Here is a 22,880-nt window from a genome sequence, read left to right on the forward strand (position 1 = left end):
AACCAAAATAACAGAACATGATTGTGGATATCGTCCCGCGCCGCGGCCTGGGGCTGCAACCCTACAACGCGGCACCCCCGGCGCGGTCGAAGGTCACCGCCTTGATCACCGCCCAGACCGGCCGCCCCGGGGCGAGCTGCAACCGGGCCACGCTGTCACGGGTGACGCGCGAGAGCAGCTCGGCCTCGCCGACGCGCAGCCGCAGGAAGGCCTCGTGCGGCGAGGGCGCCTCGCCGATCGCCAGCAGCGTCGCCGGCAGCAGGTTCTGGGTGGAGAGGCCCTGCGGCTTCTCGGTCGCCACCGCCACGTCGCGCGCCCGGAGGCGCACCCGCGCCCGCGTGCCGACCGGGTCCTCGCGCAGCGGCAGGGTCAGCTCGCCCCCCGCGAAGCCGAGCCGCGTCAGGCCGCGCTCCGGCGCATGAGCCAGCACCCGGCAGGGCAGCAGCGCGCCGGCGTCGCGGCGCAGCGCGAGCGGCAGGTCGGTGCGCAGCGACAGCGCCTCCACCGTGCCCTCGGCCAGCAGCCGCCCCGCCTGCATCAGCACCAGCCGGTCGGCCAGCGCGTCCACCTCCTCCATGGCATGGGTGACGTAGAGGATCGGCAGGCCGGCGCCCTGGCGCAGCCGCGCCAGGAAGGGCAGCACCTCGGCCCGCCGCCCGGCATCGAGGGCGGCGAGCGGCTCGTCCATCAGCAGCAGCCGCGGCCGGGCGAGCAGGGCGCGGCCGAGCGCGACGCGCTGCCGCTCGCCGCCGGAGAGCCGGCCGGGGCGGCGGCCGAGCAGCGGGCCGATGCCGAGCAGCGCCACCACCTCCTCGAAGCCGGGGCCGGTGGCGCCGGCTGGGGCGCGCCGCAGCCCGTAGCGCAGGTTGGTCTCGACGCTGAGATGCGGGAAGAGCCGCGCATCCTGGAAGACGACGCCGCAGCGCCGCCGCTCGGCCGGCACCGCGACGCCCCGCGCCGTGTCGAGCAGCGCCACGCCATCCAGCGCGATGCGGCCCTCCTGCGGTCGCAGCAGCCCGGCGACGGCGGCGAGCACGGTGCTCTTGCCGCAGCCCGAGGGGCCGAAGAGCGCGGTGACGCCGCTGGTGGGCTCGGCGAAGGCGATGTCGAGCGAGAAGCCGTCCGGCTCCGCCCCCGCCTGGCGCGGCCGGGGTCCGAAGCGATGGCGCAGCGCGACCTCGAGCATCAGCCGCGATCCGGGCCGGTCACGCGGCGGCGGGTGGGAAGGCGCATGCGAGGGGTCCGGCGGGCATGGTCTCCCGCCGGCAATACCGCCTGGCGCCGCCGGCGTCGATGACGCAGGCGGCGCGGCGTCAGCCGCGCGCCGCGTCCTCGCGCAGCAATGCCAGCGTCCGTGGGTCCGGCTGGCCGTCGCAGTAGCGGCGCAGGGCGTCGCCGAAGGCCGGCTCCGCCGGCCGCGCGGCGGCGAAGAGCGTCATGCAGGAGCGGAATTTCATGTCGTCCGGGCTGCCGAAGACGGCATGCGCCGACCGGCCCTCGACGCGGTTGACGAGGCCGGTGCAGTCCAGCAGCCGCGGCCCGAGCAGGGGATGCGCCAGATAGGCCGCCGCCTCGGCGAGGCCGGCGAGGCCGTAATGCCGCGCCATGGCGCTCTGCCCGAGGCCGCGGAGCTGCGGGAAGACGAACCACATCCAGTGGCTCTGCTTCCGCCCCGCCGCGAGTTCGGCGCGAACCTGGTCGAGCACCGGCTCCTGGGCGGCGACGAAGCGCGCGAGGTCGAAGGGGTCGGACGGGTCGGCTGCCATGCCCGGGGCAACGCCCGGGCGGCCTGCCCGGTTTGTCGCGCGGCTTGACACGGCCCGGTTGCGGCGCAGGCTGGCCGGCAAGGGAACGCAACCGAGGGGGAGGAGGCGGGATGCCGCCAGGCGGCGCCCAGAGCGGCGCGGAGACCGCGGCCGCACCGATCGATCTGGCGGCGCTGGCCCGCTGGATGGATGCGGCCGGGCTGGGCTCGGGCCCGGTCGCGGTGCTGGAGCGGCTGCCCGGCGGCACCCAGAACCTGATGCTGCGCCTCCGCCGCGGCGGCCGGGACCTCGTGCTGCGGCAATCGCCGCCGAGCCCGGTGCTGGACGGCAACCGCACCATGCGCCGCGAGGCGCGGCTGCTGGCGGCGCTGGCCGGGACCGATGTGCCGCATCCGCGGCTGGTCGCGCTCTGCGACGACCCGGCGGTGCTCGGCGGCGTCTTCTACCTCATGGAAGTGGTGCGCGGCTTCAACGCCACCACCGGCCTGCCGCCCCTGCATGCCGGTGACCCGGCGGTGCGGCATGCCATGGGCCTGGCGCTGGTCGATGGCATCGCCCGCCTCGCCGCGGTCGATCCCGCGGCGGTGGGGCTCGGCGATTTCGGCCGGCTGGAGGGCTTCCTCGCCCGCCAGGCCGGCCGCTGGCGGGCGCAGCTCGAAGCCTATCGCCAGTATGCCGGCTGGCCGGGGCCGCAGGCGCTGCCGCGCGTGGAGGCGGTCGGCGCCTGGCTCGATGCACATCTGCCGGCGGCGTTCCGGCCCGGGCTGATGCATGGCGACTACCACATCGGCAACGTGATGTTCGCCCCCGACGGCCCGGCGCTCGCCGCCATCGTCGACTGGGAGCTGGCGACGCTCGGCGATCCGCTGCTCGATCTCGGCCGGCTGCTGGCGCAATGGCCCGAGGGCGGGGCGCCGCCGCCGGGCGGCTTCCGCATCGCCCCGCATGACGGCCTGCCCGACATGCCGGCGATGATCGCGCATTACGCGGCGCGCACCGGCCGCGATCTCGCGCCGCTGCGCTGGCACGCGGTGCTGGCCTGCTACAAGCTCGGCATCCTGCTCGAGGGCAGCCATGCCCGCGCCTTCGCCGGCAAGGCGCCGCGCGAGACGGGCGAGACGCTGCACCGCACCGCCATCGAATGCCTCGAACGGGCCGCGGCCTGGATCGAGGGTGGGCCATTCGCATAGGGGAGGAGGCAGCATGAGCGAGGGCAAGGGACGCTTCGCCGGCAAGGTGGCGGTGGTGGCGGGCGGCGCCTCGGGCATCGGCCTCGCCATCCTGCAGGGGCTGCGGCGCGAGGGCGCGCGCGTGGTCTGCGGCGATGTCAGCGAGGAGCGGCTGGACGAGGTTGCGCGCGGGGCGGGGGAGGGCCTCGCCACGCTGCGCACCGACGTGACGCGGGAGGCCGAGGTGGCGGCGCTGATGGCGCTCGCCGTGGAGCGCTTCGGTGCGCTCGACTGCGTCTTCAACGTCGCCGGCGCCTCGCGCCCCGGCTACATCGTCGACCTGTCCGAGGCCGACTGGGACTTCACCGTCGATCTCTGCCTGAAGGGCGTGTTCCTCGGCATGAAGCATGCGGCGCGGCACATGCTCGGCCGCGGCGGCGCCATCGTGAACATCGCCTCGCTCAACGCCCATGTGCCGATGCATGCCGGCGCCGCCTATGCCTCGGCCAAGGCGGGGGTCGAGATGTTGACCAAGAACGGCGCGCTGGAGATGACGCCGGACGGCGTGCGGGTGAACGCGGTCCTGCCCGGCCTGGTGCAGACGCCGCTGACCCGGCGGCATTTCGACAACCCGGCGGCGCTGGAGGCCTTCCTCGCCCGCATCCCGATGGGCCGCGCGGCGCAGCCCGAGGACATCGCCGGCCCGGCGCTGTTCCTCGCCAGCGAGGAGGCGCGCTACGTCTCCGGCGCCAGCCTGCTGGTGGACGGCGCCTGGGCGGTGACCGGCTATCCGGACATGCGGCCCTTCCGCGGCAGCCCGGGCTGGCCGCGCGGCTGAGCGTCCGCAAGGGGGCTGCTTGCCGCCCCCATCGCCGCAGGATAGCCTCCGAGGCGATGGGGATGGAGTTCCCCGAAACCGCCCCCTGCGGGACACCCCCGTCCGGGCTGATGACTCCTACCGCAACCAGGCGGTAGGGGTGCGCCCGCAGCAGCCCGCCGCCCGGCGGGCTTTTCCATGCCCGCCCGATGTCACGGAGCGCGCATGTCCTTCGCCACCTGCCTCATCGTCATGCTCGGGGGCGCCATCGGCACCCTGGCCCGCTACACCGTCTCGGTGCTGGCCCTGCCCATCAGCCGCGAGCTGCCCTGGGGCACCATCATCATCAACGTCACCGGCTCCTTCCTCATCGGCTTCTTCGGCACGCTGACGCTGGCGCAGGGCCGCTACCCGGTCTCGGAGAACCTGCGGCTCTTCGTCATGATCGGCTTCTGCGGCGGCTACACGACCTTCTCCTCCTTCAGCCTGCAGACGCTCGACCTGCTGCGCGGCGGGGCGGTGCTGCGGGCGGGGGTCAACATCATCGGCTCGGTGCTGCTCTGCCTCGCCGGCGTCGCGCTCGGCCATGCGTTGGCGGCGCAGCTGAATGGCGGGGCGGCGCCGATCGTGCGGGCGGCGATCGAGGAGGAATGAGGTGTTCCCGTCCCTCCGCCCGCGATGCCGTTGCGTGGCGCCCCGGCCGCGCCGTCAGGCCAGCGCCACGGCCGGCCGCTTGAACAGCCGCACCGCCAGGGCCGTCACCACCGTGCCGGCCAGCAGCGCCACCACATAGCCGCCGAGATGCGTCACCGCATTCGGGATCGGCAGCACGAAGACGCCGCCATGCGGCACCCGCAGCTCGGCGCCGACCGCCATGGAGATGGCGCCCGCGACGGCCGAGCCGAGGACCAGCGCCGGGATCACCCGCAACGGGTCCTTGGCGGCGAAGGGGATCGCGCCTTCGGAGATGAAGGCGAGGCCGAGCACGCCCGCCGCCGGCGCCGCCTCCCGCTCCTCCAGGCTGAAGCGGTCGCGGAACAGGAAGGCGGCCAGCGCCAGGCCGAGCGGCGGGGTCATGCCGGCGACCATGGCGGCCGCCATCGGGCTGTAGACCGAGCTCGCCAGCAGCCCGGTCGAGAAGGCATAGGCCGCCTTGTTCACCGGCCCGCCCATGTCGAAGGCCATCATCGCGCCGATCAGCAGACCGAGCAGGATGGCGGCGCTGCCCTGCATGCCGCGCAGGAACTCGGTCAGCCAGCCGAGCGCCGCGGCGACCGGCCCGCCCGCGACATAGATCATCAGCAGCCCGGTGATCATGGCGCCGAGCACCGGCAGGATCAGCACCGGCTTCAGCCCCTCGAGCGTCCGCGGCAGCCTGAGCGCGCGGTTCAGCCAGGCGACCGCGTAGCCGGCGACGAAGCCGGCGACGATGCCGCCGAGGAAGCCGGCATTGAGCTGCGCCGCGATCATGCCGCCGATCATCCCGGGCGCGATGCCCGGCCGGTCGGCGATGGAATAGGCGATGTAGCCGGCCAGCGCCGGCACCATCAGCGCCAGGGCGGCGCGGCCGCCGATCTGGAACAGCGCGCCGCCCAGCGTGTCGCGATGCGCGTCGTCATAGACGTAGATGCCGCCGAGGGCGAAGGCGAGGGCGATGAGCAGCCCGCCGGCGACGGTGAAGGGCAGCATGTAGGAGACGCCGGTCATCAGGTGCTTGTAGGGGCCGCTGAGCGGCTTCTTGCCCGGCGCGGCGCTGGCCGCCGCCTCGCCGGCGCCGCCCCCGGCCGCCCCTTGCGGCTTCGCCTCGGCGAAGGCGCGGGCGATCAGCGCCTGGCCGTCATTGATCGCCGGCTTGGTGCCGCTGAGGAACACCTGCTTGCCGGCGAAGCGCGAGAGATCCACCTGCGTGTCGGCGGCGATCAGCACCAGGTCGGCGGCGGCGATCTCGGCCGGCGTCAGCGCGTTCTGCGCCCCGACCGAGCCCTGGGTCTCGACCCGGATGCCGTGGCCGAGCGCCTTCGCCGCCCCCTCCAGCCCCTCGGCGGCCATGAAGGTATGGGCGATGCCGGTCGGGCAGGAGGTGATGGCGACGATGCGGCGGCCCGCCGCCGGCGCGGCGGGTGCCGCGGCCGTGGCGTCGGGCGCCGCTGGCAGGGCGCGCGCCAGCACGGCGCCGGCATCGGCCAGCACCTCCGCGATGCGCGCCCGCACCACGCCCAGCCGGTCGAGCCCGGCCGGGGGCTCCACCGCCTCGCCGACCAGCAGCAGCGCCTCGGCCTCGGGGCTGGCGGGCAGCGGCGAGAGCACGCCGCGTTCCGTCCGCACCTCGACGGCGAGGTCGCGGCCGCCGCGCCGCGCCGCCTGGCGCAGCGCCTCGGCCGCCAGCATGGCCTGGACCGGGCTGTCCCCCGCCTCGACCACCGCGATCACTCCGGACATCCGTTCCTCCCTGGATTCTGTGCCAGTGGTCAGCCGAGCGGCTCGGCCCGCAGCCCGGCGGCGATGGCCTCCACCGCGGCGCGGCCCGGAAGCTGCGCGCCCGGGCGCTGCAGCTTGGCGGCGGCGAAGGCGGTGGCGCGGCAGGCGAGCGCCGGCAGCGGCAGCTCCTCGGCCAGCCCGGCGGCGATGCCGGCCACCATCGCATCCCCGGCGCCGACGCTGCTGGCGACGGCGATCGCCGGCGGGCGGACCAGCACCACCGCCGCAGCGGTGACGAAGAGCGCCCCCTCGGCGCCGAGCGAGACGGTGACGAGGCCGATGCCGCGGGCGACGAGCGCGCGGGCGACGGCCACCAGGGCCGCGCGGTCGGGCAGCGCATGGCCGGCCCAGCCCTCCAGCTCGTGCCGGTTCGGCTTCACCGCCTGCGGCATCACCGGGCCGGCGAGCACGGCGGAGAGCGCGGCGCCGCTGGCATCGACCACCACGCGGGCGCCCTGCTCGACCAGCAGGCCGGTGAGGTCGGCATAGGTCTCGGCGGCCAGGCCGGGCGGCAGGCTGCCGGAGAGCACCGCCGTCGTGCCCGGCCCGGTCGCCGCGTGCAGCGCGGCGAGGGCGAGGTCGAGCGCCTCCGGCGAGGGCGCGCTGCCGGGGAGGTTGATGTCGGTGGTGTCGCCCTTCGCCTGGTCCAGCAGCTTGATGTTGGTGCGGGTCTCGCCGGGGATGCGGATGCAGTGATCCACGATGCCGCGGTCGGCGAAGAGGGCGCGGAAGGGCGCGTCGTTCGCCTCGCCCAGCAGGCCGGTCGCGGTGACCGGGGCGCCCCAGTCGGCGAGGCAGGCGGCGACGTTGATGCCCTTGCCGCCGGCATGGCGCAGGCTGTCGCGGGCGAGGTTCACCGCGCCCGGCAGCAGCGCGTCCAGCACCACGGTCTGGTCGATCGCCGGGTTGAGCGAGAGGGTGACGAAGGGCGCGGCCATCAGGCGGCCACCTGCGCGGCGGGCTGCGTCATGGCGCGCAGCGCCGGCTCCAGCGCCCGCACCTCCTCGGCGGTGCCGCAGGCGAGGGCGCGGGCGGCGAGGTCGCGCAGCCCGGCGAGCTCCGCGCCCCGCAGCGCTGCCTTCACCGCCGGGATGTCGCGCGGCGTCATCGACAGCTCGGCGACGCCGAGCCCGGCCAGCAGGGCGGCGCCGAAGGGCTCGCCGGCCAGCCCGCCGCAGACGCCGACCCAGCGCCCGTGCCGCGTCGCCGCCTCCACCGTCTGGCCGATCAGCCGCAGCACCGCGGGGTGCAGGCTGTCGGCCTCGGCGGCGAGGTCGGGATTCTGCCGGTCGATCGCCAGGGTGTACTGCGTCAGGTCGTTGGTGCCGACCGAGAAGAAGTCGACATGCCGGGCCAGCGCATCCGCCTGCACCGCCGCCGCCGGCACCTCGACCATGATGCCGAGCGGCACCGCGGGCGCGCCGAGCTCGGCGCGGATGCGCTCGCAGGCGGCGCGCAACGCGATCACCTCCGGCACCGAGGTCACCATGGGGAACATGATGGAGAGCGGCCCGCCCGCCGCGGCGGCGCGGTAGAGGGCGCGGAGCTGCGGCTCCATCAGGTCGGGCCGGCGCAGCAGCAGCCGGGCGCCGCGGACGCCGAGGAAGGGGTTGGCCTCCACCGGCAGGCGCAGATGCGGCACCTGCTTGTCGCCGCCGATATCGAGGGCGCGGACGATCAGCGGCCGGCCCTCCAGCGCCGCCAGCATGGCGCGGTAGATGGCGTGCTGGTCCGCCTCGTCCGGCGTGTCGCCGCGCTCGAGGAAGAGGAACTCGGTCCGCATCAGCCCGACGCCCTCGGCGCCCTGGGCGAGGGCGAAGCCGGCTTGGTCGGGCGTGTTGATGTTGGCCGCGACCTCGATGCGGTGGCCGTCGCGCGTCACCGCCGGCTCGGCCCGGAGCGCCGCCTCGCGCGCCCGCTGCTCCCCCTGCGCGGCGAGGAAGGCGCGGGCCGCGGCGAGGTCGGCCTCGCCGGGGGAGAGGTGCAGCCGGCCGGCGCCGCCATCCAGCACCGCCTCGGTGCTGGGGGGCAGGTCGAGCAGGGCCGCGGTGCCGGCGACCATGGCCGGCAGGCCGAGGGTGCGGGCGAGGATCGCGGTGTGCGAGGTCGGGCCGCCCGCCGCCGTCGCCAGGCCGACCACCCGCTTCGGGTCGAGCCCGGCGGTGTCGGAAGGCGCCAGGTCCTCGGCGACCAGGATCACCGGCCCCTCCGGCAGGGAGGCCAGGGAGCCGCCGGCCAGGGTCGGGTCGATCTGCGCCAGCACGCGGCGGCCGACATCGCGCAGATCGGCGGCGCGGCCGGCCAGCACCGGGTTGCCGAGGGCGGCGAGGCTGCCCGCCACCCGCTCCACCGCCTGGTGCCAGGACCAGGCGAGGCCATGGCCCTCGACCATGAGCTGGCAGGTGAGGGTGATCAGGTCGGGGTCCTCCAGAAGCCCGGCATGGGCGCGGAAGATGGCGGCCTCGCCGGGGCCGAGGCGGCGGGCGGTGTCGTCCTCCAGCGCCTTGAGCTGGGCCCGCGTCGCGCGGATCGCCGCCTCCAGCCGGGCGCCCCCCTCGGCGAGCGGCAGCGGCGTGTCGGGGATCGCCGCCTCGGCCTGGGTCAGCACATGCACGCGGCCGATGGCGAGGCCGGGGCTGGCGCCGATGCCGGCGAGGGCGACCAGCGGCCCCGCCGGCTCCCAGCCCCGCACCGGCGCCGCGGCGCGCTGCGCGGCCAGCGCCGCATCCGCCTTCTCCTGCGCGCTGAGGCCGGTGATGGTGGCGCGCAGCCGGGCCAGCGCCGCGGCGGCGTCGCGCCCATCGGCCGAGACGGTGATGCGGTCGCCGGGCCGGAGGCCGAGCTGCAGCAGCCCGACCAGCGCCGTCGCCTCCGCCGCCTGATCGCCGTGCCGCACCTGCACCCGGCAGCCGGTGGCGCGGGCCGCCTCCACCCAGCGGGTGGCGGGGCGGGCATGCAGGCCGGCCGGGTAGTCCACCACCCAGTCGAAGCGCTCGGCGAGGTCCTGGGCGGGCGCGGCCGGCGCCGCCGCGGCCGGCTCGGCGCCGAGGGCGGCGATGATCACCTCGGCATCGTCGGTGGTGAAGAGGGATTGCAGGGCCGCCGGGTCGTTCAGCAGCCGGGTGAGGCGGCGCAGGATGGCGATGTGCTCGTCCGAGGCGGCGGCGATGCCGATGACGAGATGCGCCACCTGGCCGGGATTCCATTCGATGCCGTCGCGGATCTGCAGGATGGCGAGGCCGTTGCGGCGGACCAGGCCGCGATCCTCGCCCAGGCCGTGCGGGATGGCGACGCCATGGCCGAGGAAGGTGTTCGCCGCCTGCTCGCGCCGCGCCATGCTGGCGGCATAGCCGGGCTCGACGCAGCCGGCGGCGGCGAGGAGCTGTCCCGCCTCCGCGATGGCGGCGGCTTTGTCGGCCGGCCGGGCATCGAGCCGGACGAGCTCGCGGGCGATCGGCATGGAGGCGGCTGAGGCCATGGGGACGTTCCTGCCTGGCTTGTTGCGGTCAATGAAAACGTTCTCAGTCACCTTGTCAAAGAATTTCGCTGGCCTTGGGCGGGAACGGGCTTGAGGCCGGCAAAAGGCTGGGGTTATCTAGAGATCAGATGGTGAAACCGATCTCACAGCTCAGCCCCTTCCACCAGCGGTTCCGCCGTCCGCCGCGCCCCGTCCCAGGGGGCAACGCGCGGGGGCGCGCCGCGTGACGGCGAGCATCAAGGATGTCGCCCGCGCCGCCGGCGTCTCCCCGGCCACCGTCTCGCGCGCCCTCGGCAAGGGGCCGGTCAGCGCGGCGCTGCGGGCCCAGGTGCTGGAGGCGGTGCGCGCCACCGGCTACCGGCCGAACCTCGCCGCCCGCCGCCTGCGCTCGCAGGAGAGCGGCACCATCGGCCTCGTCGTCGCCGATATCGGCAACCCCTTCTTCACCGGCGTCGCCCGGGCGGTGGAGGAGGCCGCCTACCAGGCGGGGCTGCGCGTCATCCTCTGCAACACCGGCGAGGACCCGGCGCGGGAGGCGATCTATCTCCGCCTGATGCAGGAGGAGCGGGTCACCGGCATGATCCTGGCGCCGACCCGCGTCACCGCCGAACGCCTGGCGACGCAGCCGCCCGAGGTGCCGGTGGTGCTGATCGACCGCGCCGGGCCGCCCGGCGGCTTCGACAGCGTGCTGCTCGACAACCAGGCGGCCAGCGCCGCGCTGGTCGATCACCTGGTCGCCCAGGGCTATCGCCGCATCGCCGGGCTGTTCGGGCAGACCAGTGGCACCGGCATCGAGCGCGCCGAAGGCTACCGCGCCGCCATGGCGCGGCACGGGCTGCCGGTGCGGGAGCGCTTCCTGCTGCCGCAGGTGGTGGCGGCCGAGCAGGGCTTCGCCGCGCTGCGGGCGGAGGGGCCGCTGCCGGAGGCGGTGCTGGTCAGCAACTCCCTGCTGCTGATGGGCGTGCTGCGGGCCAGCCGCGCGGCCGGGCTGCGCATCCCGGCCGACCTGGCGCTGGCCGGCTTCGACAACGAGGACTGGACCGGGCTGGTGGAGCCCGGCCTGACGGTCGTCGAACAGCCGCTCGCCGAGATCGGGCGGGTGGCGATGGCGCTGCTCTTCGAGCGGCTGCGCCTGCCCGGGACGCCGGTCCGCAAGGTGATGCTGAGCGGCCGTTGCGTGCTGCGCGGCTCCACCGCCCGCCGCGGCGGGCCGGAAGCCGATTGACCCCCTGCGCCGTCCGCTGTCCCATGCCCGGAACACAGGCAAGGCCTTTCCCATGACCAAACCCCGGCGCATTCCGGCCACGGAATTCGCCGCGCCGGCCTGCGGCCACGTGGCGGCGGCCGCGCGGCCGGGCCGGCGCGGCGCCCGGCGGGCGCCTCTCTCCCTGCTCCTCCTCGGGCTGCTGCTGCCGCTCCTCTCGGCCTGCGGCGGCGGCGGCGGTGGCTGTGCGGTGCGCCTGGCCAATGCCTCCAGCCTGCCGGTCGAGCAGGTCTATGTGGCGCCGATGGGCGCGCCGGGCTGGGGCCCGGACCAGCTCGCCCCGGCGACCCTCGCGCCCGGCGCCGGCATGCCGCTGCGCTTCGCCGGCCGCGGTCGCTTCGGCCTGCGTGCCGTCTGGACGGATGGCCGCGCCATCGAGATGCATGACGTCGAGGCCTGCGCCATCAGCCGCGTCACGCTGCGCGACGGGGCGATGCAGGCCGAATGATGCCGGCGGCCTGACGGATTCATGCAGGCCGGGCGTCCGAACGGGCGCCGCCGATGGCGGTCGTTGATGGGGCGCCAGCAACGGCCGTTGGTATGAGGGTGCCCGCCCCCTGCCGCGTCCGCTATGCGGCGGCGGCCGACAGGCGCTGCGGCAGCACCGCCCGCAGGGCGCGGACCAGCTCGCCGATCATCGCATCGGTGTGGAAGGGTGTGGCGCAGAGCCGCAGCCGCTCCGTGCCGCGCGGCACCGTCGGGTAGTTGATCGGCGTGGCGTAGAGCCCGTGCTCCTCGAGCAGCCGGCGCGCTACCTCGCGGCAGAGCGCCGCCTCGCCCACCATGACCGGGACGATATGGCTCGGCCCCGGGATGCGCGGCAGGCCGGCGGCGTCGAGCGCCGCCTTCAGCGCCGCCGCCCGCTCGGCCAGGGCCTCGCGCCGGGCGGCGTCGCCCCGCAGGGCACGGACGCTGGCCAGCGCCGCCGCGGCGACCGCGGGCGGCAGGGAGGTGGTGAAGATCAGCCCGCCGGCGGTGCTGCGGATGAAATCGACCAGCTCCGCCTCGCCCGCGACATAGCCGCCGAAGACGCCGAAGCCCTTGGCCAGCGTGCCCTCGATGAGGTCGACCCGGGCCGCGACGCCGTCGCGCTCGGAGATGCCGCCGCCGCCGGCGCCGTAGAGGCCGACGGCATGCACCTCGTCGAGATAGGTGATGGCGCCGTGGCGCTCGGCGAGGTCGCAGATGGCGCCGATCGGCGCGATGTCGCCATCCATGGAGTAGACGCTCTCGAAGGCGATCAGCTTCGGCACGCCGGCGGGCGCGGCGGCCAGCTTCGCCTCGAGATCGGCGAGGTCGTTGTGCTGCCAGATGACGCGGGTCGCGCCCTTGGCGTGGCGCATGCCGGCGATCATCGAGGCGTGGTTCTTGGCGTCGGAGAAGACCCAGAAGCCGGGCAGGGCCTCCAGCACCGCCGAGATCGCGGCATCGTTGGCGATGTAGCCGGAGCCGAAGAGCAGGGCGCCGGACTTGCCGTGCAGCGCAGCCAGTTCCGCCTCCAGCGCCGCGTGCAGCGGCGAGGTGCCGGAGATGTTGCGGGTGCCGCCGGCGCCGGCGCCATGCTCGGCGACGGCGCGGCCCGCCGCCTCCAGCACCGCCGGGTGGTTGCCCATGCCGAGATAGTCGTTGGAGGACCACACCGTCACCTCGCGCGGCCCGGCCGCGCTGTGCCAGCGATAGACCGGGAAGCGGCCGGCGAGCTTCTCGAGCTGCGCGAATTCGCGGTAGCGGCCTTCCCGGCGCATGGCGCCGAGCCTGTCGCGGCAATGGGCAAGGAGGGCGGCACGGGTCTGCATGGCAGGGCGGTGTGTAGCACTCCGCCAGCCGCGGCGAAGTGCCGTTTCCCACCGCGAATCGATGAAAGCGCTGCAATCCTGCGCTGCGGTGCGCGCGTGGGGCGGCGGCAATTGCCGATCCGGCCGGCCGCGCGCATGCTCCGCCGCGAGACGGAAGCGGGCCCGGACTAGGGCCAGGGCCGAAGGCAGGGAGGGGCGAGATGCGGATCGGCAGCGGGCGGCGGGGGCGGCATCATGGCTGAGCGCCTGCATCCCAAGCTGCGGGCCCTGCTCGCGGATGACTGGGCCGCGGTGGATCCGGAGCTGCCCGGCCTGCTGCACCTGCTGTTCAGCCGCAGCGCCGGCGAGGACTGGCACAAGGCCGGCACCTTCAAGGACCACCTGCTCGGCGTCTGCCGCACCCTGACGCTCTGGGACCAGCCGCGGGAGGTGCGGCTGCTCGGGCTGTTCCACAGCGTCTATTCCAATGAATACGTCGACCTGAAGCTCTTCGACGGCACCGGCAACCGGGCGGAACTGGCCGCGGCGCTCGGCGAGGAGGCGGAGCGGCTGATCCACCTCTTCTGCGTCATGCCGCGCAGCCGCTTCACCGAGCAGTTGCTGGCCGCGGACGCCCTGCCGCTGGAAGGGATGCTGCTGGACCGGCCCGAGGGGCCGCCGCTGCACCTCTCGGGCCGCGACGTCGCGGTCTTCGCCATCGCCACCATCGCCGATATCGCCGAGCAGTGGCATTCCTGGCAGGACGAGGTCTTCGCCGGCTTCCCGGCGGTGCGGCCGCGGCCGATCCGGGAGAACTGGGCCGCCTCGCTCTGGCCGGGGCCGCTGAAGCCGACCGCGACCGCGCTCTCCCTGCTCTCCCGCCTGGCCCGGGTGCTGGAGGACCTGCCCGAGGAGTGGGGCCTGCCGGTGCCGCCGGTCTTCGCGCGCTGCACGGCGGTGCTGGAGCCGGAGGAGGAGATGGCGGCCGTCACCCTCTACTGGCAGGCGGTGACGCGCGGCCTGCCCATGGCCGGGCTCGGCCCGACGCACCGGGCGCTCTCGGCCTGCATCCGCCACAACCCGCATGTCGGCGAGCCGCGGCTGATGCTGGCGCAGCTCGGCCTGCTGGCCGGGGACTGGGCGATGGCGGAGGCGCATGCCCGGGCCGGGCTCGACCTGCTGCAGGATTGGGGCGTCGCCTGGGACAAGCGCATCGCCTGGTCCGGCTGGGTGGCCTGGGCGCGGATCCTGCTGCAATCGGCCGAGGCGCGGCGCTGGCCGGAAACGCTCGGCGGGCTGAACGGGCTCGGGCTGGTCACTGCCTGAGCCCCGGCCGGACTGTCACGGCTTTGCAACAGACAGGGCCATTCGGGTCGAAATCAGAATGAATGGACGGCATCTTCTCGCCGTTCCGTGATAAGAACGTCCGGTGGCCGTGGCGCGGCCAGCCGGGAGAGGCCCCGTGTCGGGATGCAGCAGATGGACGGCGATGGCGGTGGTGGCGCTCGGCGCCGGCACGGCCGCGGCGCAGCCGGTCGAAGGCCTCTATCTCGGCGCCGGGATCGCCGCCAATGTCCATGAGAGCGCCGGGCCGCAGGCGATGCGACTGCACGGCCAGACCGGTCCGGCCGGCCTGCTCAGCCTCGGCTGGGGGTTCGGCAACGGCATCCGGCTGGAGGTCGAGGGCAGCTACCGGGAGAACGGCATCGCCCGGCCCGCCAGCGGCTCGGTCTCGACCTATGGCGGCATGGCCAATCTCTACATCGGCACGGAGCGTGCCCTCGGCGGCCAGCCCCTGCAGCCCTATCTCGGCGCCGGGCTCGGCATCGCCTGGACGGAGTTCCGTCAGGTCGGCGTCGCCGGCACCCCGCTCGGGCCGGGCCGGCGCGTCTTCGACGATGTCGATGGCCGCCTGGCTTTCCAGGGGATCGCCGGCATGGCGCTGCCGATCCTGGCCTTGCCCGGCCTCGCCCTGGCCACCGAATACCGTTTCCTCGGCACGGCCGGCGATGCGCGGATCGAGAGCCGGGCCGAGGGGGCCGGCGGCCAGCTGCCCAGCCAGGGCACGGGCCAGTTCGCCAACCGCAACCACACGCTGCTGATCGGCCTGCGCTACGCCTTCGGCCGGCCGGCGGCCGAAGCGGCCGGGCCGCAGGAGGCATCGGCCGCGGCCGAGCCGGTGCGGCTCTACCTGGTGCATTTCGACTGGGACCGCAGCGAGCTCAGCGACCGCAGCCGCCGCACCCTGGCCGAGGCGGCGCGGCAGGGCGGCCCGTATCGCCTCGCCCGCATCGCGGTGCGGGGCAGCGCGGACCGGGCGGCGACGCCGGAGGCGCGGGAGCGCCTGACGCGGCAGCGGCTCGAGGCGGTCTGCGCCGAGCTCGAGCGGCTGGGGGTCGGGCGCGAGGAGATCGCGCTCACCGGCCCGGGCGCGACGCAGCCCGCCGCGGCGCTGGGCACGCCGCGGCGGCGCATCGAGATCCTGCCGCAATAGGTGGGGCATACCGGCGCGGAAGCCCGCGCCGCGCTGCGGCCTGTTGCGGGTCCGGGACGGGCACTCTTTCCCGCGCGCCCCAGGGGCGGCATGGTGCGGCGATGATGCCGGCCCGGGATGGCCGGCCCCGTGCCGGACGGACCCCAGCCGGTCCGGCCTGTCGAAACGAGGAAAGCCGTCCATGATCCGCCTGCCGCGCCGTGCCGCGCTGCTCACGCCGCTCGCTCTGCCCTTCCTCGCGCCCGGTGCCGCCCGGGCGCAGGAATGGCGGCCGAATCAACCCATCCGCATCGTCGTCCCGGCGGCGCCCGGCGGCACCGCCGATATCAGCGCCCGGCTGCTCGCGCCCTATCTGCAGGCGCATTACGGCCAGAACTGCGTCGTCGAGAACCGCTCGGGCGCCGGCGGCGTGATCGGCACCGCCGAGGTGGTGCGGTCGGCGCCCGACGGGCTGACGCTGCTGCTCGGCAATATCGGACCGCAGGCGATCGGCCTCTCGCTCTTCCGCAACCTGCCCTATGGGCGCGACGCGCTGCTGCCGGTCTGCGGCACCGTGCGCGGGCCGAACGTGCTCGTCGTGCACCCCTCGATCCCGGCCAACACCCTGCCGGAGCTGGTGGCGCATCTGAAGAAGAATCCCGGCAAGCTCAGCTACGGCTCGCCCGGCGTCGGGCAGAGCCCGCACCTGACCGGCGTCTGGTTCAACCAGGCGACGGGGACCGAGGCGATCCACGTGCCCTTCCGCGGCGCCGGCCCGGCGGCCATGGAGCTGGTTGCCGGCAACATCCAGTACATGTGGGACAACCTGACCAGCGGCATCACCCAGATTCGCGCCGGCCGCGTCCGCGCGCTCGCGGTCAGCAGCGCCGACCGCAACCACCAGCTCCCCGACATCCCGGCGGCGCGGGAGACGATGCCGGAGCTGGCCGGCTTCGACGTCAACACCTGGTTCGGCATCTTCCTCCCCGCGGCGACGCCGCGGCCGGTGGCCGAAAGCCTGAACGCCGCCATGAAATCCTGGCACGAGACCGAGGAGGTCAAGGCGCGCTGGCGCGAGATGGGCGGCGTCTCGCTCTATGGCAGCACCGAGCAATTCGCCGCCTTCGTGAATGCCGAGATCGAGAAATGGGGCACGGTGATCCGCAAGGAGGGTCTGCAATTGGACGTCGGCTGATGCGCCGGCGCCTCGCGCTCGCCGCGCCCGCCCTGCTGCTCGTCGGCCCGGCGCGCGGGCAGGGCTGGCGGCCGGCGCAGCAGGTGCGCATCATCGTGCCGGCGGCGGCGGGCGGCACCACGGACATCATGGGGCGGCTCTGCGCCCAGCACCTGCAGGCGCGCTGGGGCCTGCCGGTGGTGGTGGAGAACCGCGCCGGCGCCGGCGGCACCATCGGCACGCTCGAGGCGGTGCGGGCGCGGCCGGACGGCACCACCCTGCTCTCGGGCAATATCGGGCCGCAGGCCATCGCCTATTCGCTGTTCCGCGACCTGCCCTACAGGCCCGAGCAATTGCTGCCGGTCGCCGGGCAGATCCGCGGGCCGAACGTGCTGGTGGTGAACGCCGCGACGCCGGTGCGCAGCATGGCCGAATTCGCCGCCTGGCTGCGGGCCGAGCCGGGCCGGGTCAGCTACGGCTCCACCGGCGTCGGGCAATCGACGCATCTGACGCCGGTCTGGCTGCTGCAACTGCTGAAGGCGCAGGCGATCCACGTGCCCTTCCGCGGCTCGGCGCCGGCGCAGACCGAGCTGCTGGCTGGCAATCTCGGCTTCCTGGTCGACAACCTCACCGGCGTGATCGAGCATATCCGCAGCGGCCGGGTGCGGGCCCTCGCGGTGACCAGCGCCGAGCGCAATGCCGAGCTGCCGGAGGTGCCCGCGCTGCGCGAGACCCTGCCCGAGCTCGCCCGGTTCGAGGTGAACACCTGGTTCGGCCTGTTCGCGCCGGCCGGCCTGCCGCCCGAGGTGGTGCAGGCGGTGAACGGCGAGATCAACGCCATGCTCGACCAGCCGGGGATGCGGCAGCGCTTCGCCCAGCTCGGCGGCGTGCCGCTGCGCCTCTCGCCGGAGGGCTTCGCCGACTGGGTCCGCGCCGAGACGGAGAAATGGCGCGGCGTGATCCGCACCGAGGGGCTGCAACTCGATCTCGGATGACCACGCCATGCGCTTCCCATCGTCGTCCCGGCGCCCGGCATTGACGGCCCGTCGGGCACGCCGCAGCTTGCCGGCCAGATGATCCTCTCGCCTCTCTGGCTGCCGGTGACCCTGGCCGCCGCGCTGTTCCAGACCTGGCGCACGGCCATGCAGCAGAAGCTGCGCGGCCAGCTTTCGGTGAATGCGGCGGCGGTGGTGCGCTACCTCTACGGCGTGCCGGTCGGCGCCCTGTTGCTGCTGCTCTATCTCGCCGCCTTCGGCGGCGCGCTGCCCCCTCTCGGCGGCACCTTCCTGCTGCTCGCCGCCGCCGGCGGGCTGGGCCAGATCCTCGGCACCAACCTGCTGATCATGTCCTTCGGCTTCCGCGGCTTCGCGGTCGGCACGGCCTATGCGAAGACCGAGGCGGTGCAGGGCGCGATCCTGGCCCTGCTGCTGCTCGGCGAGCGCATCTCGCCGCTGGCCTGGTGCGGCATCGCGGTCGGCGTCGCCGGGGTGCTGTGGCTGTCGCTGGCCGGCAAGGGCCGCAGCCTCGGCGAGGTGCTGCGCGCGACGGTGCAGCCGGCGGCGCTCTGCGGCCTCTCCTCCGGCTTCTTCTTCGCCCTCACCAGCGTCCTCATCAAGGCGGCGAACCTGGCTCTCCCGGGCGAGGACCCGATCCTGCGCGCGCTGGTGACGCTGGTGACGGCGAACATCCTGCAGACCGTCATGCAGGGCGGCTGGCTGCTGGCGCGCGAGCCGGACCAGGCGCGCGCCGTCTTCGCCACCTGGCGCAGCAGCGCCCAGGTCGGCGCGCTCTCCGCCTGCGGCTCGGCCTGCTGGTTCACCGCCTTCGCGTTGGCGCCGGTGGCGATGGTGCGGGCGGTCGGGCAGGTGGAGATCATCTTCACGCTGCTCTTCGGCCGCTTCTATCTGAAGGAGAGGCCGGCGGCGGCCGAGATCCTCGGGGTCTGCGTGGTGATGCTCGGCGTCGTCCTGGTGCTGGTCGGGCGGTAGCGCCCCGGCCGTCGCATGCCATGCAAGGCGCCGCGGCCTGCCCGGGCCACGGGCGGCCGGTATTGCCGGCACGTGTCGCAGCCTGACGCATCCTTCATCGTCCCGCCGCGTCCCCGCCAGACCGGAGCGCGCATGGATGGGGCTGCGGCATGGCCGGCAGGCCCTGGCCGCCGCACCATCGAGGAGGAGTGACCCATGCGCTTCCCGAGCCCGATTCTCGCCGCTGTCCTGGCGCTCGCCGCCGGCCCCGCCCTCGCTGACGACAGCGCCGTCCCGGGCCTGGGACGGACGGGCGCGCAATGGCAGCGTCCCGTGGCCGAGAATCCCGAGATGAAGCCCTTCCTGCAGGCGGCGCCGGCCCAGGCCGCGGTGCCGGCGCAGACGGTGGCCGCGCCCGCGGCCCCGCCGGCCGGCCCGGCGCCGGGCGATACGCGGCATGCCGCGTTGCAGGACGTGGATCGGTTGCTCCGCCAGGCGGAAGGCGAGATGGCGGCGCGCAACCGGCAACAGGCCGGCGAGGAGCTGGAGCAGGCCCGCCTGGCGCTGCGGAATGCCGAAGCGGCGGGCGATGCCATGCCGGCCTCGGCGATGCAGCGCCTCCTGCTCGCGCAGCACGACCTGCGCAGCGGCCAGTACCAGGCCGCCATGCGGGCGACCGCCGGGGCCGAGCGCATCATCGAGGCCGCGGAATAGGCGCCGGACAAGGCCGGCGCCGCGGCGTCAGCCGGGCGGCGGATCGACCGGGCGCGGCTGGCCGGCCTCGTCCAGCGCGACATAGGTGATGTCGGCCGAGGTCACCTTGATCCGCTCGCCCTGGCCGTGGCGCAGCACCCAGGCCTCGACATGCAGGGTGAGCGAGGTGCGGCCGATGCACTTGAGGTCGCAATAGCAGCAGACGACATCGCCGACCTTCACCGGCTTGAGGAAGGTCATGTCGGTGGCCGTGACGGTGACCACGCGGCCGGCGGCCCGCGCCGAGGCGGAAAGGCCGCCGGCGATGTCCATCTGCGCCATGATCCAGCCGCCGAAGATATCCCCGGCGGGGTTGGTGTCGGCCGGCATGGCGAGGGTGCGGATGGCGAGCTCGCCGCGCGGGCCCGCCTCCCCGGCGCCGTCTGGCGCCTGGCCACCGGCCGCCCCGCTCATCCGGCGAAGAGGGCGCGGATGGCGGCCGGATCCACCGCCTCGACCCTGGCCGGCGACCAGCTCGGCTTGCCGTCCTTGTCGACCAGCACGCTGCGCACGCCCTCGCGGAAATCCGGGTGCCGGTTCACCACGCTGCGGGTCAGCGCCAGCTCCATCTCCAGGCATTCGTCGAGCGAGGCGCCGGCGCCGCGGCGGATCAGCTCGAGCGAAACGCAGAGCGAGGTCGGCGACATCCGGCGCAGGATCGCCACCTGCTCGCGCGCCCAATCGGTGTCCTCGGCCTCCAGCGTGGCGAGGATCGCCGGGATGCTGTCGCGGCCGAAGCAGCGGTCGATGGCGGCGCGGTGCGGCGCGAAGCCGGGCGCCGGCGCCGCCTCGGCGAAGCGCTCGACCACCGCGGCATCGCCGCCGAGCAGCGCCTCGCGCAGCGCCGGCAGCTTTGCCTTGGGCACGTAATGCGTGGCGAGGCCAGCATGCACCGCATCGGCGCCGCGCAGCCGCGCGCCGGTCAAGGCCAGCCAGGTGCCGACCGCGCCCGGCAGGCGCGGCAGGATGTAGGAGGTGCCGACATCGGGGAAGAGGGCGATCGCCGTCTCCGGCATGGCGAGCAGCGCGCTCTCGCTGACGACGATCGGCTTGCCATGCACCGAGACGCCGATGCCGCCGCCCATGCAGACGCCGTCGATCAGCGACACCCAGGGCTTGCCGAAGGTGGCGATGCCGCGGTTCACGGCATATTCCTCGGCGAAGAAGGCCTCGATCGCCGCGCTGTCGCCGTCGATGGCGAGCTGGCGGATGCGGCGGACATCGCCGCCCGCGCAGAAGGCCTTGCCGCCGGCGCCTTCGAGCACCACCAGCCGCACCGCCGCATCCCCCTTCCAGGCATCGATGGCGGCCTGGAAGCCGCGGATCATCTCGAGGTCGAGGGCGTTGAGGGTCTTCGGCCGGTTCATCAGCAAGGTGCCTGCGGCGCCCTCGCGGCGGGCCAGGATGGTCGGCTCGGTGGTGTCGCTCACGCGGCGCTCCTTGGATGTCGTCCCGCGACATCGCCGGCGGCGGAGCATGGCTAGGACCGGAGAGGCCTCCGCCGCGGCGCGTCGTATATCGGGCGCAGCCGGGCCTCCGGCACTCATGCCCGCCCGCTCACGCCCGTTCGGCGCCTGCTCTAGCCCCTTGCCACCGGACCAGCAACCGACCTCGCCGGGCGCGCCCGCCCGGCGAACTTCCGTCCTGGCCTCCGGCCCGCCCGAGGGATGGGACGTCCCACCCGCGGCGCGGACCAATGAGGCCTTTCGGGCGAGGGCGCTACCGGCGGGAGAACAGCCCGACCGCGATGGCGGTCAGCACCGCGCCCACTAGGCCCTTCTTCGCCGACTGGCTGCGCAGCAGGGGCAGCACCATGGCGGCGCGCGCCGTGGTGTCGCCGACCTGCCGCAGGGCGTCGTCACGCACCCGCTGCGCCTCGAGGGCAACCGGATCCTCGGCATGCCGCGCCGCGAGCCAGCCGAGGATGGCGGCGAGCACGAGATCGACGCCGCCGATGATCAGCGCGGCGGTGGCGCCGTCCCGGCCCCGCGCCAGCCAGATCAGCGCCGCGACATGCAGCATGATCACCAGCATCAGCGCGAAGACGGCCGCAGCCGCGCCGAGGCCGGCCTGGATGGCGTAGCCGCGGCCGGTCCGCTTCCAGCGCAACGCCTCCGCCTGGGCTGCCAGGCGGAGCAATTGAAACATGCGCATCCCCGGCCGCCTCCCGGGTCAGTGACGATCGCGCGGATAGACGTAGGTGTTGCCGCCCATCAGCCGGCCGATCAGGTAGCCCGCGGCGGCGGCGATCGCCACCGCCGTCAGCGGCCGCTCCCGCACCGTCTCCGAGATCGCGTCCGCCTGGTCCTCGATGGTCTCGCGGGCGCGGTTGGCATAGCCCTGCACCTGGTCGGCGGCGCCGGCGAGCGCCGGGGTGACGCGGTCCTGCATCAGCCGCTCCACCTGCGCGCGCAGCTTCGCCAGCTCCTCCTTCGCGTCGTCGTTGACGCGCTGCGCGGAGGCCTGCGCCTGGTCCTTCAGGTTGCGGGCGTCGTTGGAGAAATCGTTCGCGGCGCTCATGGCATGCTCCTTCCGCAGGGGTAACTTGGCGACGGAACGCCGCCGCGACGCAACTGGTTCCGCCTTGTGTCGACCCGCCGCCGAAGGGTGTAAAGCCCCCGTCGCAAGGGGGCTGGGGACTCGCATGGACGCGCCTTGGCTGCGCTTCGAGGGTGTGCGCAAGCCGGCACTGGGGGTGCACGGCATCGACCTGGCCATGCCGCGCGGCGGCTGCACGGTGCTGCTCGGCCCGCCGGGCTCGGGCAAGACCGGCGTGCTGCGCCTGCTCGCCGGCCTCGCCTCGCCGGAGGCGGGGCGGGTGCTGCTGGGGGAGGCGGCGCTCGACCGGCCGCCGCCGGGCTGGGGCGGCGTCGGGCTGTTCCAGCCCGTGACGGGGGCGGCGGGGCGCCGCGTCGAGCAGGTGGTGACCGAGCTGGTGCTGTCCCTGCCGGGACCGCAGCGCGCGGCGCAGGTGGCACGCGCCCTGACGCGGCTCGGCCTCGATGGCCAGGAGGCGACGCGGCTCGGCCAGCTCGGCCCGGCGCAGCTCCGCCGGCTGGCGCTGGCCCGCGCCCTGGCGCCGCAACCCGCGGTGCTGGTGTTGGACGATCCCTTCGATGGCCTGGACCAGGCGTTGCGGCACCGGCTGGCCCTGGAATGGCGCGGGCTGTTCCGCCGCATCGGGCTGACGACGGTGGTGGCGACGCGCGAGCCGGGCGAGGCGATGCTGCTGGCCGACCACCTCGCCATCCTGGAGGCCGGCGAGGTGGTGCAGGAGGGCACGCCGCAATCCCTCTACGAGGAGCCGGTCTCCGCCCCCGTCGCCTTCCTGCTCGGCGACAACAACCGCCTGGCCGGCACGGTGCTGGCCCTCGACGGCGAGGATTGCCAGGTGCGGCTCGATTGCGGCCCGGAGCTCTGGGCGCGGCGCGGCGACGCGGCCGGGCCGGGCAGCCGCTGCATCGTCGCGGTGCGGCCGGAGCGGGTGGCGGTGGCGGCGATGAGCGCCGAGGAGATGGGCGAGGGCGCGCTGCCCGCGGCGCTGCAGGACGTGATCTTCCTCGGCGACCATCTGCGCCTGCTGCTGGAGGTCGGGCGGGGCGGCGCGCTGGTGGCGAAGCGCCCGCCCGGCAGCCGGGTGCCGCGCATCGGCGGCCCGGCCTCGGTGGCCTGGGACCCCTATGCGGCCTTCGCCTACCGGGCTTTGTGACGGCGGTCACTTGGCCTGCGGGGCCCGGCACCTAATCTCCCCCGGATCCTGAGGGAG

22 protein-coding genes and 1 riboswitch are annotated in these 22,880 nt (G+C 74.8%); of the genes, 12 read left to right on the top strand and 10 right to left on the bottom strand.

All coding sequences use genetic code 11. From position 1 onward, the window contains the following. Window positions 1-61 precede the first annotated feature (61 nt). Window positions 62-1,186 (bottom strand): molybdenum ABC transporter ATP-binding protein, encoded by a 1,125-nt coding sequence (modC, locus tag DOO78_RS01935; protein WP_111468028.1) that lies wholly within the window; start codon window positions 1,184-1,186, stop codon window positions 62-64. Between the two features lie 127 nt (window positions 1,187-1,313). Continuing rightward, window positions 1,314-1,766 carry a DUF1810 domain-containing protein gene (locus DOO78_RS01940; protein WP_111468029.1) on the bottom strand — a complete coding sequence of 151 codons (453 nt, stop codon included), beginning with the start codon at window positions 1,764-1,766 and terminating at the stop codon, window positions 1,314-1,316. 110 nt (window positions 1,767-1,876) lie between these two features. On the opposite strand from DOO78_RS01940, the gene DOO78_RS01945 reads away from it, so the two are divergent. The 3 genes from DOO78_RS01945 to crcB all read left to right on the top strand — a co-directional run bounded on the left by DOO78_RS01945 (window position 1,877) and on the right by crcB (window position 4,406). Further along, window positions 1,877-2,956 (top strand): phosphotransferase family protein, encoded by a 1,080-nt coding sequence (locus DOO78_RS01945; RefSeq protein ID WP_111468030.1) that lies wholly within the window; start codon window positions 1,877-1,879, stop codon window positions 2,954-2,956. Between the two features lie 13 nt (window positions 2,957-2,969). After that, complete coding sequence (locus DOO78_RS01950) at window positions 2,970-3,773, top strand: SDR family NAD(P)-dependent oxidoreductase (protein WP_111468031.1); 804 nt, start codon at window positions 2,970-2,972, stop codon at window positions 3,771-3,773. 49 nt (window positions 3,774-3,822) lie between these two features. Then, a riboswitch (Fluoride riboswitch) is annotated at window positions 3,823-3,900 on the top strand. A gap of 77 nt (window positions 3,901-3,977) precedes the next feature. Beyond that, window positions 3,978-4,406, top strand: a complete 429-nt coding sequence (gene crcB / locus DOO78_RS01955) for a fluoride efflux transporter CrcB (protein ID WP_111468032.1) — start codon at window positions 3,978-3,980, stop codon at window positions 4,404-4,406. Window positions 4,407-4,460: 54 nt separating this feature from the next. Here the strand turns inward: crcB and DOO78_RS01960 are convergent, their stop codons facing one another. The 3 genes from DOO78_RS01960 to ptsP are packed head-to-tail and all read right to left on the bottom strand — an operon-like array spanning window position 4,461 to window position 9,708. Further along, the gene (locus DOO78_RS01960; RefSeq protein ID WP_111468033.1) at window positions 4,461-6,191 is read right to left on the bottom strand and encodes a PTS fructose transporter subunit IIC; all 1,731 of its coding nucleotides are present in this window, start codon (window positions 6,189-6,191) and stop codon (window positions 4,461-4,463) included. Between the two features lie 29 nt (window positions 6,192-6,220). After that, window positions 6,221-7,168, bottom strand: a complete 948-nt coding sequence (gene pfkB / locus DOO78_RS01965) for a 1-phosphofructokinase (RefSeq protein WP_111468034.1) — start codon at window positions 7,166-7,168, stop codon at window positions 6,221-6,223. Continuing rightward, window positions 7,168-9,708, bottom strand: a complete 2,541-nt coding sequence (ptsP, locus tag DOO78_RS01970; protein ID WP_111468035.1) for a phosphoenolpyruvate--protein phosphotransferase — start codon at window positions 9,706-9,708, stop codon at window positions 7,168-7,170. The genes pfkB and ptsP overlap by 1 nt, the downstream gene beginning before the upstream one ends. Before the next feature lie 223 nt (window positions 9,709-9,931). Here ptsP and DOO78_RS01975 point away from each other — a divergent pair, with 223 nt between their 5' ends. Beyond that, the gene (locus DOO78_RS01975; protein WP_111468036.1) at window positions 9,932-10,933 is read left to right on the top strand and encodes a LacI family DNA-binding transcriptional regulator; all 1,002 of its coding nucleotides are present in this window, start codon (window positions 9,932-9,934) and stop codon (window positions 10,931-10,933) included. Window positions 10,934-10,985: 52 nt separating this feature from the next. After that, entirely contained in the window at window positions 10,986-11,420 is a 435-nt protein-coding gene (locus tag DOO78_RS01980; RefSeq protein WP_111468037.1) for a hypothetical protein, read from the top strand. A 121-nt stretch (window positions 11,421-11,541) separates the two neighbouring features. On the opposite strand, the gene hemA is transcribed toward DOO78_RS01980, so the two are convergent. After that, window positions 11,542-12,768, bottom strand: a complete 1,227-nt coding sequence (hemA, locus tag DOO78_RS01985; protein WP_111468038.1) for a 5-aminolevulinate synthase — start codon at window positions 12,766-12,768, stop codon at window positions 11,542-11,544. A gap of 234 nt (window positions 12,769-13,002) precedes the next feature. Here hemA and DOO78_RS28025 point away from each other — a divergent pair, with 234 nt between their 5' ends. The 6 genes from DOO78_RS28025 to DOO78_RS02015 all read left to right on the top strand — a co-directional run bounded on the left by DOO78_RS28025 (window position 13,003) and on the right by DOO78_RS02015 (window position 19,075). After that, on the top strand, window positions 13,003-14,073 hold the full coding sequence (locus DOO78_RS28025) for a DUF6817 domain-containing protein (protein WP_111468039.1): 1,071 nt from the start codon (window positions 13,003-13,005) through the stop codon (window positions 14,071-14,073). A 136-nt stretch (window positions 14,074-14,209) separates the two neighbouring features. Continuing rightward, window positions 14,210-15,241: an outer membrane beta-barrel protein gene (locus tag DOO78_RS01995; RefSeq protein ID WP_128079982.1), complete on the top strand. Its 1,032-nt coding sequence runs from the start codon at window positions 14,210-14,212 to the stop codon at window positions 15,239-15,241. A 181-nt stretch (window positions 15,242-15,422) separates the two neighbouring features. Beyond that, window positions 15,423-16,415, top strand: a complete 993-nt coding sequence (locus DOO78_RS02000) for a Bug family tripartite tricarboxylate transporter substrate binding protein (RefSeq protein ID WP_111468041.1) — start codon at window positions 15,423-15,425, stop codon at window positions 16,413-16,415. Further along, window positions 16,415-17,389 carry a Bug family tripartite tricarboxylate transporter substrate binding protein gene (locus DOO78_RS02005; RefSeq protein WP_111468042.1) on the top strand — a complete coding sequence of 325 codons (975 nt, stop codon included), beginning with the start codon at window positions 16,415-16,417 and terminating at the stop codon, window positions 17,387-17,389. Before DOO78_RS02000 ends, DOO78_RS02005 begins: the two co-directional genes overlap by 1 nt. A 78-nt stretch (window positions 17,390-17,467) precedes the next feature. Then, on the top strand, window positions 17,468-18,382 hold the full coding sequence (locus DOO78_RS02010; RefSeq protein ID WP_111468043.1) for an EamA family transporter: 915 nt from the start codon (window positions 17,468-17,470) through the stop codon (window positions 18,380-18,382). Between the two features lie 195 nt (window positions 18,383-18,577). Next, window positions 18,578-19,075, top strand: coding sequence for a hypothetical protein (locus tag DOO78_RS02015; protein WP_111468044.1), 498 nt, complete (start codon window positions 18,578-18,580; stop codon window positions 19,073-19,075). Between the two features lie 27 nt (window positions 19,076-19,102). On the opposite strand, the gene DOO78_RS02020 is transcribed toward DOO78_RS02015, so the two are convergent. From DOO78_RS02020 to DOO78_RS27315, 4 genes are all read right to left on the bottom strand, one after another. Next, window positions 19,103-19,528 carry an acyl-CoA thioesterase gene (locus DOO78_RS02020; RefSeq protein WP_111468045.1) on the bottom strand — a complete coding sequence of 142 codons (426 nt, stop codon included), beginning with the start codon at window positions 19,526-19,528 and terminating at the stop codon, window positions 19,103-19,105. Beyond that, the gene (locus DOO78_RS02025) at window positions 19,525-20,544 is read right to left on the bottom strand and encodes an enoyl-CoA hydratase/isomerase family protein (RefSeq protein WP_243634302.1); all 1,020 of its coding nucleotides are present in this window, start codon (window positions 20,542-20,544) and stop codon (window positions 19,525-19,527) included. Before DOO78_RS02025 ends, DOO78_RS02020 begins: the two co-directional genes overlap by 4 nt. Before the next feature lie 289 nt (window positions 20,545-20,833). Next, on the bottom strand, window positions 20,834-21,262 hold the full coding sequence (locus tag DOO78_RS02030; protein ID WP_165838672.1) for a phage holin family protein: 429 nt from the start codon (window positions 21,260-21,262) through the stop codon (window positions 20,834-20,836). 24 nt (window positions 21,263-21,286) lie between these two features. Beyond that, on the bottom strand, window positions 21,287-21,634 hold the full coding sequence (locus DOO78_RS27315) for a hypothetical protein (RefSeq protein ID WP_165838673.1): 348 nt from the start codon (window positions 21,632-21,634) through the stop codon (window positions 21,287-21,289). 124 nt (window positions 21,635-21,758) lie between these two features. Between DOO78_RS27315 and DOO78_RS02040 the strand changes: the two genes are divergently transcribed. Further along, a complete protein-coding gene (locus DOO78_RS02040) occupies window positions 21,759-22,823 on the top strand; it encodes an ABC transporter ATP-binding protein (RefSeq protein ID WP_165838674.1) in 1,065 nt (354 codons plus the stop codon). The last annotated feature ends 57 nt before the right edge of the window (window positions 22,824-22,880 follow it).

It is taken from the genome of Roseicella frigidaeris (assembly GCF_003258945.1).
GTDB lineage: Bacteria > Pseudomonadota > Alphaproteobacteria > Acetobacterales > Acetobacteraceae > Paracraurococcus > Paracraurococcus frigidaeris.

Coding starts and splice junctions, on each gene's coding strand:
- modC (WP_111468028.1), bottom strand. CDS start 1,186: ATGCTCGAGGTCGCGCTGCGCCATCGCTTCGGACCCCGGCCGCGCCAG.
- DOO78_RS01940 (WP_111468029.1), bottom strand. CDS start 1,766: ATGGCAGCCGACCCGTCCGACCCCTTCGACCTCGCGCGCTTCGTCGCC.
- DOO78_RS01945 (WP_111468030.1), top strand. CDS start 1,877: ATGCCGCCAGGCGGCGCCCAGAGCGGCGCGGAGACCGCGGCCGCACCG.
- DOO78_RS01950 (WP_111468031.1), top strand. CDS start 2,970: ATGAGCGAGGGCAAGGGACGCTTCGCCGGCAAGGTGGCGGTGGTGGCG.
- crcB (WP_111468032.1), top strand. CDS start 3,978: ATGTCCTTCGCCACCTGCCTCATCGTCATGCTCGGGGGCGCCATCGGC.
- DOO78_RS01960 (WP_111468033.1), bottom strand. CDS start 6,191: ATGTCCGGAGTGATCGCGGTGGTCGAGGCGGGGGACAGCCCGGTCCAG.
- pfkB (WP_111468034.1), bottom strand. CDS start 7,168: ATGGCCGCGCCCTTCGTCACCCTCTCGCTCAACCCGGCGATCGACCAG.
- ptsP (WP_111468035.1), bottom strand. CDS start 9,708: ATGGCCTCAGCCGCCTCCATGCCGATCGCCCGCGAGCTCGTCCGGCTC.
- DOO78_RS01980 (WP_111468037.1), top strand. CDS start 10,986: ATGACCAAACCCCGGCGCATTCCGGCCACGGAATTCGCCGCGCCGGCC.
- hemA (WP_111468038.1), bottom strand. CDS start 12,768: ATGCAGACCCGTGCCGCCCTCCTTGCCCATTGCCGCGACAGGCTCGGC.
- DOO78_RS28025 (WP_111468039.1), top strand. CDS start 13,003: ATGGCTGAGCGCCTGCATCCCAAGCTGCGGGCCCTGCTCGCGGATGAC.
- DOO78_RS02000 (WP_111468041.1), top strand. CDS start 15,423: ATGATCCGCCTGCCGCGCCGTGCCGCGCTGCTCACGCCGCTCGCTCTG.
- DOO78_RS02005 (WP_111468042.1), top strand. CDS start 16,415: ATGCGCCGGCGCCTCGCGCTCGCCGCGCCCGCCCTGCTGCTCGTCGGC.
- DOO78_RS02010 (WP_111468043.1), top strand. CDS start 17,468: ATGATCCTCTCGCCTCTCTGGCTGCCGGTGACCCTGGCCGCCGCGCTG.
- DOO78_RS02015 (WP_111468044.1), top strand. CDS start 18,578: ATGCGCTTCCCGAGCCCGATTCTCGCCGCTGTCCTGGCGCTCGCCGCC.
- DOO78_RS02020 (WP_111468045.1), bottom strand. CDS start 19,528: ATGAGCGGGGCGGCCGGTGGCCAGGCGCCAGACGGCGCCGGGGAGGCG.
- DOO78_RS02030 (WP_165838672.1), bottom strand. CDS start 21,262: ATGTTTCAATTGCTCCGCCTGGCAGCCCAGGCGGAGGCGTTGCGCTGG.
- DOO78_RS27315 (WP_165838673.1), bottom strand. CDS start 21,634: ATGAGCGCCGCGAACGATTTCTCCAACGACGCCCGCAACCTGAAGGAC.
- DOO78_RS02040 (WP_165838674.1), top strand. CDS start 21,759: ATGGACGCGCCTTGGCTGCGCTTCGAGGGTGTGCGCAAGCCGGCACTG.